Annotated in this window: 9 protein-coding genes; 5 read left to right on the forward strand and 4 right to left on the reverse strand. The window is 39.6% G+C overall.

The window, feature by feature from the left end; all coding sequences use genetic code 11:
- The first annotated feature begins 248 nt into the window (after window positions 1-248).
- Together ACK1I8_RS18135 and ACK1I8_RS18140 are read left to right on the forward strand one after the other, a co-directional pair.
- Window positions 249-1787: a YifB family Mg chelatase-like AAA ATPase gene (locus ACK1I8_RS18135; protein ID WP_412466700.1), complete on the forward strand. Its 1539-nt coding sequence runs from the start codon at window positions 249-251 to the stop codon at window positions 1785-1787.
- A gap of 127 nt (window positions 1788-1914) precedes the next feature.
- The gene (locus ACK1I8_RS18140; protein WP_412466701.1) at window positions 1915-2634 is read left to right on the forward strand and encodes a hypothetical protein; all 720 of its coding nucleotides are present in this window, start codon (window positions 1915-1917) and stop codon (window positions 2632-2634) included.
- A 284-nt stretch (window positions 2635-2918) separates the two neighbouring features.
- Here the strand turns inward: ACK1I8_RS18140 and ACK1I8_RS18145 are convergent, their stop codons facing one another.
- The gene (locus ACK1I8_RS18145; protein ID WP_412466702.1) at window positions 2919-6053 is read right to left on the reverse strand and encodes a glycoside hydrolase family 2 TIM barrel-domain containing protein; all 3135 of its coding nucleotides are present in this window, start codon (window positions 6051-6053) and stop codon (window positions 2919-2921) included.
- Window positions 6054-6879: 826 nt separating this feature from the next.
- Between ACK1I8_RS18145 and ACK1I8_RS18150 the strand changes: the two genes are divergently transcribed.
- On the forward strand, window positions 6880-7254 hold the full coding sequence (locus tag ACK1I8_RS18150) for a hypothetical protein (RefSeq protein ID WP_412466703.1): 375 nt from the start codon (window positions 6880-6882) through the stop codon (window positions 7252-7254).
- An 81-nt stretch (window positions 7255-7335) separates the two neighbouring features.
- Here the strand turns inward: ACK1I8_RS18150 and ACK1I8_RS18155 are convergent, their stop codons facing one another.
- Window positions 7336-7590: a hypothetical protein gene (locus ACK1I8_RS18155; RefSeq protein WP_412466704.1), complete on the reverse strand. Its 255-nt coding sequence runs from the start codon at window positions 7588-7590 to the stop codon at window positions 7336-7338.
- 97 nt (window positions 7591-7687) lie between these two features.
- Between ACK1I8_RS18155 and ACK1I8_RS18160 the strand changes: the two genes are divergently transcribed.
- Window positions 7688-8038, forward strand: coding sequence for a hypothetical protein (locus ACK1I8_RS18160; protein ID WP_412466705.1), 351 nt, complete (start codon window positions 7688-7690; stop codon window positions 8036-8038).
- A 182-nt stretch (window positions 8039-8220) separates the two neighbouring features.
- Window positions 8221-9603: an MBL fold metallo-hydrolase gene (locus tag ACK1I8_RS18165; RefSeq protein WP_412466706.1), complete on the forward strand. Its 1383-nt coding sequence runs from the start codon at window positions 8221-8223 to the stop codon at window positions 9601-9603.
- Window positions 9604-9925: 322 nt separating this feature from the next.
- Here ACK1I8_RS18165 and ACK1I8_RS18170 read toward each other — a convergent pair whose 3' ends face one another.
- On the reverse strand, window positions 9926-11173 hold the full coding sequence (locus ACK1I8_RS18170; protein ID WP_412466707.1) for a glutamate-5-semialdehyde dehydrogenase: 1248 nt from the start codon (window positions 11171-11173) through the stop codon (window positions 9926-9928).
- A 121-nt stretch (window positions 11174-11294) separates the two neighbouring features.
- Window positions 11295-12374, reverse strand: a complete 1080-nt coding sequence (proB, locus tag ACK1I8_RS18175) for a glutamate 5-kinase (RefSeq protein ID WP_412466708.1) — start codon at window positions 12372-12374, stop codon at window positions 11295-11297.
- Window positions 12375-12509: the final 135 nt, after the last annotated feature.

Below are 12509 nucleotides of genomic sequence, written 5' to 3' on the forward strand. Positions count from 1 at the left end.
TAACCTCATTATGCTGAACTTGTTTCAGCATCTAATTAAATAATACAAATCCCGATCGGTAATGGTCGGGATTTTTTGTTTTATAAGTTCTGGAAATAATGCAGGATTTGATGGTGGAGCTTAGTAACCGTTAGTACAAGCAAAGCAACTTTAAGGACTAAAACTTGATCTTTTTTTAAACAAATTGTATATTAGAATCAATATTCATCCCGAATAGTTTACATCCGAATTTATTTTAATTAAACTAAATGCTTGTAAAAACATACGGGAGTGCTGTTTATGGCGTAAATGCACTAACCATAACCATCGAAGTGAATATTAGCGCGGGCACCAAATACTATATGGTGGGCCTGCCCGATAATGCTGTAAAAGAGAGTTTGCAAAGGGTGGCCAGCGCCATCAATGTTTCAGGTTTTCGCATGCCTAAACAGAAAATTGTAGTAAACCTGGCACCAGCGGATATCAAAAAAGAAGGCTCATCTTACGATCTGCCCATTGCCATTGGCATTCTGGCTGCATCAGGGCAAATCCCAGCCGATGAACTGGAAGATTATTTTATTATGGGCGAACTTTCTTTAGATGGAAGTATCCAGCCCATAAAAGGAGCTTTACCCATTGCCATACAAGCGCAACAGGATAATTTTAAAGGATTCATCTTACCAAAACAAAATGTTCGCGAAGCAGCCATCGTAAATGATTTAACAGCATATGGCGTAGAAAACCTGGCTCAGGTGGTTGCTTTTTTTAACAAAAGCGAAGTGCTGGAACAAGTTAAAGTAAATACCAGAGAAGAATTCTTAAAAAACATCAACAATTACGAACATGATTTTGCTGATGTTAAAGGTCAGGAGAATATTAAAAGAGCATTGGAAATTGCTGCGGCAGGTGGTCATAATGTTATTTTAATCGGTCCGCCAGGAGCGGGCAAAACCATGCTGGCCAAGCGCCTGCCCACGATATTGCCTCCGTTAAATTTAAATGAGGCCTTAGAAACCACAAAAATTCACTCTGTAGCCGGAAAACTTGCTGCGAGCGATGCGTTAATGACAAGCCGTCCGTATCGCTCTCCACACCATACCATCAGCGATGTTGCGCTGGTAGGCGGTGGAATACATCCACAGCCAGGAGAAATATCGCTGGCACATAATGGCGTTCTGTTCTTAGATGAACTGCCAGAATTTAAACGAACCGTTTTAGAAGTTATGCGCCAACCTCTGGAAGACCGTAAAGTGGCTATTTCAAGAGCAAGGTTTTCAGTAGAATATCCGGCCAGCTTTATGTTGGTGGCTTCCATGAATCCCTGTCCTTGTGGTTTTTACAATCACCCCGAGAAAGATTGCGTGTGTGCTCCTGGCGTGGTTCAGAAATACCTGAGCAAAATATCCGGACCGCTGTTAGACCGGATCGATCTGCATGTAGAAGTTACCCCTGTTGATTTTACCGAACTTGCCTCCTCACACGAAACAGAAAAAAGCAACCACATCAGGACACGTGTAATTAAAGCAAGGGAAATTCAGAATTTACGTTTTGCGGATAGAGAAGAGTTACATTGCAACGCTCAAATGAGTCCGAAAATGGTACGCAAAGTATGCCAGATCAGCGAAGCCGGAACCAACCTATTAAAAGCTGCAATGGAAAGGTTAGGATTATCGGCCCGTGCCTACGACCGGATTTTAAAAGTTGCACGAACCATTGCCGATTTAGCCGACAGTGAAAACATAGAGCTTGAACATCTGGCCGAATCAATTAATTACAGGAGCTTAGATAGGGATGGCTGGGCAGGATAACTCTTTACACAAAAAAGCGGTTTAATTTGCTTGTTATCTTGATAAAGATTAAGTTTATTGATTAGCAAATACCATATATATGAAAAATTTGTCGTGTTATTGGTAGCCAATTTATAATTCATGCTATATGAGAAATTTTACAGGCCTATTGTTATTATTAATTTCTGTTCAGTTATTCGCCCAAAGCGATCATCCCCAAATCCCCAAAACAGGCATTAATATAAATGCATTTGTTCCAAAAGGATGGAAAATAATTTATCGGGCCAAAGGTGATTTAAATAAAGATCATGTACCTGATGAAGCGATCATTATCCAGAATACCAATCCAAAAAACATCATCAAAAACGAGGGTATGGGCAGTGATAAACTGAATGTGAATTCCCGTATGCTTTTGGTCCTTTTTAAAACATCCGGCAATTACAGCTTACAGGCGCAGAATACCAATTTCATTCCAACTGAAAATGATATAGATAACACCTGTCTTGCCGATCCATTACAAGAAACTGGTGCCATCAGCATCAAAAACGGAGTATTGATTTTAAGTTATCAATACTGGCTAAGCTGTGGTTCTTATGGGGTGAGTAATGTTGACTATACATTCAGGTTTCAGAATCAAAAAATGGAACTGATTGGCTTTCAAAAGGATGAACATAGCAGATCTTCCGGAGAACAAAACATTACCAGCATTAATTTCTCTACACGAAAAAAAAGTGAAACCTTTGGCGGCAATATGTTTAGCGATAAAACCAATAAACCAAAAACGGTGTGGAAAAAGTTTAATTGGGGGAGATTGTTTACCCTTGATGAAATGACGGAAGAACTTTCCCTAAAACTTGCAGAAATATAACATAAATCTATGCAAAACGCCTGATGTGAAGAGGATATTTTTTCCATACTTTATATTCATCTCGAGTCATTCCTTTGCACAAGACATATTCCATCAGCCCGATATAAAAGACACATGGCAATACGCTCCCCACATCATACCATCGGGTTCCGCGCTCTTGGAACACATTTTATGTTCACCGCAACCACCTATTCAAACAGCGAATTAAAATATTTGAATTTCAGTCTAAACTTCCAAATGACCTAGATCCGCATGATGTTATATTATTCATCATGGGCCTCTTTTTATTTGATTGGCTTTACCATAAAACTGAAATTATAGTTTCCATAAGGAAGCTGATATTGATGGAGCGGCCTTGACTTCCAGCTATCTATCCCACCCACGCCCATTTGTTTGAAATCAATATTCAGCTGTGTTTCAGGACGTGGACTGAGGTCTGTCGCATGCCGTTGATGACGTTTTTCACCATCATCCAGATCACTGTCAAAATAATGAAGCGCGCTCATACTTAAATTGTCTGCCGAGCTTATGACCAAGCCCTTTCCGGCAGCATTTGTAATCTGGAACCACCTGACATCCGTTTTATTTCCTGTTTCCTGCGGAGTAACATACGGGAAAAATTGCTCATCTACGGTTTGCTTATAAAGCCCGACATGCGCACTGTAAAATCTATCCTGATAGTTTTCATGAGGGCCACGACCATAATATTCAATTTTTTCAAAACCTTTGGGCATTATCCACTGCATCCCAAAACGCGGCAGGATGTCAATTTTTTGCGCGGTATCTACTGTCATAGACTGCTGCACCAGCAGTTGCCCATCCGCATTTAAGGCATAGGTCAGGTTCAACCTGGCAAATACATCCGGAAGTTCATATTGCACATACACGTAGGCAATATCATTTTTTAGTGCCGTGTTTAAATCAATTAACCTGGCATTTGAAACCGCACTTTTCCAGTTCTTGAGTTTCAGCTGTAAACCGGCCCCAAAATCATTATCGTTAGGCGCACGCCAGAAATTAGGTCTAAATCCATATTTTGGGTCAAGCATTTCCAAACCATTCACCTTATAATTTAACATCCAGCCCTGTAGTTTACCAAAAACAATTTCTGAATTGGCAGAACTCAGAATGATTTGGTTTTCTTTTTCTTTAATATGAATTGATCCTGCACTTTTGAGCTGCAGATCGTTCTTATAGTTTCCTCCTAAGGGAATTTGTTCTGTTGCGATAATATATCCTGCCGGAACAAGTGGCTCAGCAGATTTTAACCGGTAAGTCAGGTTTAGAAATACTTCTCCTGAAAATTTATTTTGATAATTCAAGTCCAGGATTCTCTTTTCCTGTGGGCCAACGTTTAATTCATTGACCTGACCTGACTGTACCTTTACTCCATTCTCTAAAAGCTCCCAGTCCAGCCTGATGTTACCCAGACCGGTAAAGAATTTCTCATTGTATACTTCAATCTTGTGCTCCGCTATCAACTTCGAATGAATATCCTGGTATACTTTTTTCACTTCCTGAGCATGGGGGTACGGTGTCCGGTTGGCATAAAACAAGCCCTTCGCCGCGTAGTTCCAATCCGTAATGGCTTCTTTAGGCTCATAATCTCCTCCATAGGTATATACGGTATCGCCTTTAGCGTTGACACGCTGAAAACATTGATCTACAAAGTCCCAGATGAACCCGCCCTGAAATACTTTTTGATGGTTTCTGATGATGTCCCAGTAATCGGTAAAATTACCTAATGAGTTGCCCATCGCATGCGCGTATTCACACATAATGAAAGGCCGGAGTGGTGCAGGATTATTTTTTGCATAATCGAGCATGGCTTCTGGTGTGGGGTACATGGGACAAATGATGTCTGAATTCCATTCATAAGAAAATGTTTTATAGTCTGCCACGGCACGTTCGTACTGTACCGGTCTGCTGTGATCCCGGCCTTTCATCCATAAATAACAGGAATAAAAGTTGTAGCCATTACCGGCTTCATTACCCATGCTCCAAATCACGATCGAAGGATGGTTCTTATCACGTTCTACCATTCGCTGGCAACGCAGTAAATGTGCAGCGGCCCAGGTTGGACGATTGGCCATGGTTTTAGTAATGTCGTATCCCATGCCATGAGATTCAATATTTGCTTCTCCAACTACATAAAGGCCATATTCATCGCAGAGGTTAAGCCAGGCTTCATCATTAGGGTAATGGCTTGTCCTTACCGCATTAATATTGAACTTCTTCATCAGCTGAATATCTTTGATCATGGCCTCCCGTGAAATTACATGGCCAGTTTTCGGATCGGTCTCATGCCTGTTCACTCCTTTAATCAGTACCGGCTTTCCGTTAACCAGAAATAAACCCTTCCTGATTTCGATTTTGCGAAAACCAATCCGTTGTGGAATGACCTCCATAACTTTGCCTTGCTCATCTTTTAAGGTAATGAATAAATCATATAAGGCCGGTGACTCCGCGGTCCATAATTTCGGTGCCCTGATATTCATTTTATAGCTGACAGCGGATGAATTATTGAACCGGACCTGGTTTTGTTGAACGATATGATTCCCTTCTTTTAGGCTAAGTGTTGCACTATAATTCTGTTTTGGCACTTTATTCAGCTTTAATTTTAAATTCAGAGCGCCATCTGTATAGGAACTGTCAAGATCAGGAATTGCTTCTATATCATAAAGGTGAACCTTATTTCGGGCCAGCAAATAGCAATCTCTGGTAATGCCGCTGATTCGCCACATGTCCTGATCTTCAATATAATTACCATCACACCATCTCATGACTTTTAAAACAATCAAATTCTTCCCGGGATGCAGATAAGGGCTCAGGTCGAATTCAGACGGTAGTTTACTGTCTTCTCCATAGCCCACGAATCGGCCGTTTACCCATACCGACAAATTGGATTTTGCTGCCCCAATATGCAAAATAACCTGCTTCTCCTTCCAGTTATCAGGAATTTCTATGTTTCTGCGGTATACTGCCGTAGGATCAAAATTCAATGGAACTATGGGTGGACTTACTTTTTTATTCATTAAATAGGCGAATTCGAAACCATCTGTTGTATAGATCGGAAAACCATAACCATTCAGCTCCCAGTTTCCCGGTACTTTGAAGTTTTTCCATTTGCTGTCATCAAACTTAGCCGCTTCAAAGCCTGATGGAAGATCCGCAGGCTTTTCTACCCAATAAAATTTCCAGTCTCCATTTAGACTTTTGTAATTAGCCGCGGATTTCCAATCCCTAATTTGGGCTTGTTTCTCATCTTTAAAAACAAAATATGAAGCATGCATTGGCATCCTGTTCACTTCACTAACAGTTTCGTCCAGCCAGTATGGTTTTTGCGCCATCACCGGTCGGTTGCCGATAAGTACCAGAAAAAGCACATAGAAAAGGAATTGTTTTCGTGTAATTACCATGTCTCTAAATTCAGCTTGTTTGTTACGAAACTTCTTTGGCTCCAATAAATACCGATGGCTATTTCTAATCCACCTAAAGAATTGTGAAAGGGAAGGAAAAGAAATCAGGGAGCAAATTATAACCAACCATTTTTTCTTGAAAGATGTCATTTAACCAAAAGTGTTATGTTACTGTACGTTTTTTCTTGCAATTGCCGCCAATTTATTTAGGCTTTTAAACAATAAATCATTGATGATCTAATTTTAGCGAGAAAATTATAGGTTACAAAGCACAATCCTATCTTAAACCACCCGGATATTACCCAAATTGTCAGACATGACATCTAAAAGAGATAAAATCTTGAATAAAAACAGTGAAAGCAATGCAGACGATGGACTTATCGTCATGAACATAGTGTAGATACTTACCTCAACCATGCAGGTTTTCTATAGTTACGCGGTGATTTACAGCGCAAAATTTATTTTCAACATAGATACTGCCATTCCGGTGTCATGAAGTATTAGCTGGGTAGACTTATCCACATCGGCAATAAACGAATAATATATTCTTGTTCTCATTTTCGCCAGGTTGAACAAGTTCTTCTAAACTGAACAGTTTTTGACCAAACAAAAAAGAATGCTGCTAAAATAAAATCCATTTAGACAGCTTGAATCATAAGAACTGACTATAAATAAGTAACTGAAATTGAGAAACTTGACTCATAAATTCAATTAACACTCACTTCCGAAAATACATCTGACCAACAGATCACATTTTTTCTTTGGCATAGTCATTGTCATAGCACTGTTACATTTATAACCTATTTAAAATTAAAAAGTGAAAGAGATGAAAAAGACAGTTCAGATTTTCAGCATGCTTTTAATAGCATTAACCGTAATGGTATCGTGTAAAAAAGATACCGATCCAGCAGATCGCGATTTCTTTGTGGGCACGTACAAAGGATCTGTTTCTTACCGCAGTGGCCAAAATACAATTACCAGCAGCGATGGAAAAGTAACCGTGAGCAAAGTTGGCGAAACTTATAATTTTTATTTTGGTAACAACATTCCGGATATTACCGGTGTGAAATTCGAAAAGAAAGGCGATAACAGCTATGTGAGTGTAGGTTCTGGACTTACAGGCATCAGCATTGACGCCAGCAACCTTACCATCAGGGTAGCTAAAGACAGTCAATTCTGGACTGCAGACTGTACCAGGTAATAATAAAAAACAATTTAATTTGAGCCCGATTTTTAATCGGGCTTTGTTTTTAATCGGCCAGTTTTAGTTAAAGACTATTGATTATAGTTCGTTTTCCTCCTCGTCTTCAGGTTCAGGTACATAATTTTCAATTGCCTGTCCAATTGCATTCACTTCTTCGTCTTCCTCAAAAATCGGAAGTTCAGTTTTATAGTCCATTTTTAACCAGATAGATGAGGTATCTTTCTGGATCTGAATGTATTCTTTTCCCTCTTTAAAAATGGTATATGAATCATTTCCTTCCGGGAAAACTGAATAATTGATTGGTCCTATCTCTATATCAAATGGTTCTTGCATAATGGATGTTTTTCTTCAAAGATAAAAATCTTTTTGTTGAGATAACCAGGCCATACGCCAGACTTTGCTAGCTTTATGCTAATAAAATTTGTAACCTATGGATTTTTCAAAAGCAGCCAATAAAGTTGCCCGAAAATTATTTGAAGTCACTTTACAACGGGAACTAAAAAAGGAAATGCAGATTTTTTCCGAAATTTTAGACCAATGGAAAACACAACAGCCTGAAGATAACAGAGACGATTATTATAAAATTTTTACAGCTGTAAAAGATTTCGATAAGCATATCGCCAGAAGATATGACGGGCTTAGAAATTCGTGGTTTTTTGATACTATAATTGCTATGCTTACAGATAAAACCATTACTACAGCTGATTTAGCTGATTTTTCTGAAGAGGCAAAAAGCGAGATATCAAATAGCCTTAAATTCAGAAAAGTTAATCAACTATAAATAAATGCAAATTCAGGAAAGGCAGCGATCTGACTTTCATCATAAAACAATTACTATTTACGCTGTATTCTTTTTCGGTGACCGCTGAGGTATTCGATAATTAAAAAATTACGTCCGATTGTTTAAAAATCCCATCATTTATACTACTTTACGGCTAAAGATTTTACGCGATAGATAAGAAGATGAAGTTAACGTTTTGGGGCGCAGCGCAACAGGTAACCGGCAGTATGCACCTGCTCGAAATTGGACATTATAAAGTACTGATCGACTGTGGATTAGATTATGAGAAAGAAACCTACCAGGAAGAAAATCAACAATTTCCCTTTGATCCGGCGAATATTAACCTGGTAATTTTAACCCATGCCCATATCGATCACTCTGGTAACTTACCAACACTGGTTCGAATGGGTTTTGAGGGACAGGTTCTTTGTACACCGCCAACTGCCGATCTTACCTCGATATTGTTATTCGATTCCGTTGAACTCTTTTTAAGAAAAGCAGGCCGAAAACCACGTACCAAACGTGGCAATTTTAGCGGACCAAAGCCGTTATACCTCCATAAACATGTAATGGATACCATTGATCGGTTTGTAACCATTGCATTTAACAAACCGTTTAAGATTAATGGCGATATTAGCTTAACCTTTGTGCCGGTTGGCCATTTACTGGGTGCAGCAGCAGCCGTTTTAACGATAAACGATGAGGGCGTAGAAAAGAAAATAGCTTTTACAGGTGATATCGGTAGAGAAAACTACCCGGTGTTGGTTAATCCGGAGCCTTTGCCTGAGGTAGATTATATAGTAAGTGAAGCAACTTATGGAGGAAGAATACATACCAAAGATCAAACACTGGAAGAACGCCTGGTTCAGGAAATTACCGAAGCTTGTATCAAAAGTCCAGGCAGGCTAATTATTCCGGCATTTAGTATCGGCCGTACACAATCGCTGGTATTTGCCTTAAACCAGATATTCACCAAAAAACTCTTACCGCCGATTCAGATCTTTGTAGATAGTCCGATGGCCATTCAGGCTACTGAAGTTTATCGTAAACACCATAACCTGGTGAACCAGGAGGCAAAAGATTTTTACCAAACCATGGGTGACGAATTTGAATTTGAGCACCTGGCTTACGTTCAAACCATGAAGGAAAGTAAAGATGTTTCCAATTATTTCGATCCCTGCATCATTATTTCCTCAGCAGGCATGCTGGAAGGTGGAAGGATTCAGGATCATTTATATTATAATATTCAGAACTATTATTGCACCATTCTTTTTATTGGTTATTGTGCAAAGGGAACGCTAGGGTATAAGTTATTAAGCGGAGCGCCGATCGTGCGAATTAAAGACCGTGAAATGATGGTTTATGCCACTATCCGCCAAACAGACCTACTTAGTGGCCATGGCGATCATAATGATTTAGTAAAAACAATTAAACAAACAGGCCAACCCAAAAAGGTTTTCCTGGTTCATGGTGAAGATAAAAGCCTGCAAAGTTTATCCCTGGCATTGCAGGGAGACGGTTTTAATGTAGAGGTACCTGAACGGGGAGAAACCTTTGAACTTTAATACTACGCCGTCATCCTAAGGGGATAATTTATATTATAAAAATCAATATGAGTAATAAGAATTTTAATAGATATTCCTAAAGAAATCGTCATTCCCAACTTGATTGGGAATCTTAAAGCACTTGCATTAAGATTAGCTTCGCTGAGCACTTCGTGGTTCCCGCATGCGCGAGAATGACGACCACACTATTGGATTTTGTCAATGGTAGCACAGCGAAAAATTCATTGGCAGTTTTCCATAGTTTGCAGATTCTTCGCTGTGCTCAGAATGACAATATTGCTATGGATTTCAAACATCATCATCCCTCTTACATCTTCCATCACTATCCCCTCACTTGCCCATCACCCCTTACTACCCACTTATAACTGGTTAATTCTTCTAATCCCATTGGTCCCCGGGCATGAAGTTTTTGGGTACTGATCCCGATTTCAGCTCCAAGACCAAACTGTGCACCATCGGTAAAACCTGTTGAGGCATTGGCATAAACCGCAGCGGCATCTACTTCATTTAAAAACTGAGCGACATTTGTAGCATCTTCAGAAATGATAGCTTCACTATGCTTAGAACTATAATCAGCAATGTGGTTTAATGCCTCGGCCAAATCCGTTACCACTTTAACAGCTAGCTTTAATGATAAAAACTCTGTTCCAAAATGTTCAGGTGTGGCTTGGTTCAATAAGTGGGCCGGATAGGAAGATTTTAATACTTTATAACATTTTTCATCTGCAAACAACGTTACATTTCCATCAGCTAAAGGAGATAAAAGCGCAGGCAGATCATTTAATCTGTTTTCGTTTACCAGCAAACAGTCTAATGAGTTACAAACGCTTACCCTTCTGGTTTTAGCATTAAAAATAATCGCCTTACCTTTCTCCAGATTGCCAGTTTCGTCAAAATAGGTATGCACTATTCCTGCTCCGGTTTCAATAACAGGTATTTTACTGTTTTCGCGAACATAATTAATCAATGATTGGCTTCCCCTCGGAATCAGGACATCTACAAAACCCCTGGCACGTAATAAAGCCTCGGTAGCTGCCCTTTCCGCAGGCAGTAAGGTTAAAACATCACGATTGATTTGATATCTATCCAATACCTCATGTATTACCCTTTCAATGGCCAGATTAGAAAACTCAGCATCACTGCCGCCTTTCAGTATTGCAACATTTCCGGTTTTAAAACAAAGCGAAAATACATCAGCGGTAACATTTGGACGGGCTTCATAAATTACACCCACCACGCCCAAAGGCACACATACTTTTTGGATATGAAGCTGGTTATCCAATATTTTATCAGAAAGAACTTTACCCAAAGGACTATTTAAACCTGCAACATTTCTGAGATCGTTTGCCATATCGGCAATACGAGCTGCGCTTAATTTTAATCTATCGTATTTAGGATCTTCAGTGGGCATTTTAGCTAAATCCTTTGCATTTGCGCCGAGAATTTCGTCCGTATTTACCACTAAAGCCTGCGCGAGGTCGTTTAAAACAGCGTCTGTGACTGCTTTGCTCAAGCTGATCAAAGTACGACTGGCCTGCTTTGCTTTTTCGAAGTATTGTTTGTAATTCATGTCTAATTATTAACCGCAAAGAGCATTAAGTTTTTAACAGAGGACGCAAAGTCAATTGCATGTTTATAACTTGGTTTACCTTATCTTTGTGCATCACTCCGCGTTCTTTTCGGTAAGCCCATTAAATAGCCGAATAAAAGTAATCGTAATGCACCAGCGCTTTTTGCTTTTTCTGGCCAATGCGCTCTCTGGCCTTATCCGATCCGTATTCGGCTATCCCCAAACCAATCAGATTATGCTGTTCATCGATAATTTTAATGATATCACCTTTTAAAAAGTCTGTTTGTATTTCAACAATTCCAATCGGCAATAGACTGGTTGCTTTGCCAGAAGTTAATACTGTTTTAGCCCCGTCATTAAGTTTTACCACACCGGTTGCCGCGGTTTCTGAATGGGCAATCCACTTTTTCTTACCTGATTTGCTTTTCTCCGGAACAAAGCGTGTATGTATAAGTTCGCTGTTTAAGAGAGAAATCAATACATCATCCCTGGTTCCATTGGCAATATGAACCGTTATGCCCAATTTAGCCACTTTCTGTGCCATGGTCGATTTGGTGATCATTCCACCCCGGCCAAACTGCGATTTTCCCGTTTGAATAAAAGAAGCCAGATTAGCAGCCGAACCATTGATTTCCTCAATAACAGCCGAGCCTTCTACTTTCGGATCGCCATTATAAATGCCATTCACATTTGATAAGATAATCAACGCATCAGCATTTAACATGGAGGCAATCAGTCCGGCCAATTCATCGTTATCGGTAAACATCAGCTCCGTAACCGAAACTACATCATTTTCATTCACTACAGGTATTACTTCGTTCTGCAACAAAATCTGCAGGCAGTTTTTCATGTTCAGGTAATGGGCCCGGTCACGGAAATCTTCCTTGGTAACTAAAACCTGCGCACACTGTATATGGTGCGTAGCAAAGAAATTAGCATAGATATTGATCAGCTTCACCTGTCCGATGGCCGCCAATAATTGTCGGGTAGTTACGGCATCTTGTTTTTCGGATACTTTGATTAAACTTCTGCCTGATGCTACCGCACCTGAAGACACTAAAATTACTTCAATGCCCTGCTTTTTAATAGCTGCCAACTGATTTACGAGGTGATTAATCCGCGCTTCATCAGGCAAACCATTCGCCTTCGTAATGACATTCGACCCAACTTTAACGACTATCTTCTTGTACCCTAATTTCATTATTATTTTAAAGCAATTTGATGTGGCAATTTAACATCAATTTTTCTAATTCGGATGATTATCTATAGGCTTGATGGATTTTTGCGAAAATGATAATTGGGTTTTGCGTTTAGCATTAAGCGTTTGACGTTGATC

Origin of the sequence: Pedobacter sp. KLB.chiD (genome assembly GCF_047040275.1) — a bacterium.
In the GTDB taxonomy this organism is placed as follows: Bacteria; Bacteroidota; Bacteroidia; order Sphingobacteriales; family Sphingobacteriaceae; genus Pedobacter.

Coding starts and splice junctions, on each gene's coding strand:
- ACK1I8_RS18150 (WP_412466703.1), top strand. CDS start 6,880: ATGAAAAAGACAGTTCAGATTTTCAGCATGCTTTTAATAGCATTAACC.
- ACK1I8_RS18155 (WP_412466704.1), bottom strand. CDS start 7,590: ATGCAAGAACCATTTGATATAGAGATAGGACCAATCAATTATTCAGTT.
- ACK1I8_RS18170 (WP_412466707.1), bottom strand. CDS start 11,173: ATGAATTACAAACAATACTTCGAAAAAGCAAAGCAGGCCAGTCGTACT.
- ACK1I8_RS18145 (WP_412466702.1), bottom strand. CDS start 6,053: ATGGTAATTACACGAAAACAATTCCTTTTCTATGTGCTTTTTCTGGTA.
- proB (WP_412466708.1), bottom strand. CDS start 12,374: ATGAAATTAGGGTACAAGAAGATAGTCGTTAAAGTTGGGTCGAATGTC.
- ACK1I8_RS18165 (WP_412466706.1), top strand. CDS start 8,221: ATGAAGTTAACGTTTTGGGGCGCAGCGCAACAGGTAACCGGCAGTATG.
- ACK1I8_RS18140 (WP_412466701.1), top strand. CDS start 1,915: ATGAGAAATTTTACAGGCCTATTGTTATTATTAATTTCTGTTCAGTTA.
- ACK1I8_RS18135 (WP_412466700.1), top strand. CDS start 249: ATGCTTGTAAAAACATACGGGAGTGCTGTTTATGGCGTAAATGCACTA.
- ACK1I8_RS18160 (WP_412466705.1), top strand. CDS start 7,688: ATGGATTTTTCAAAAGCAGCCAATAAAGTTGCCCGAAAATTATTTGAA.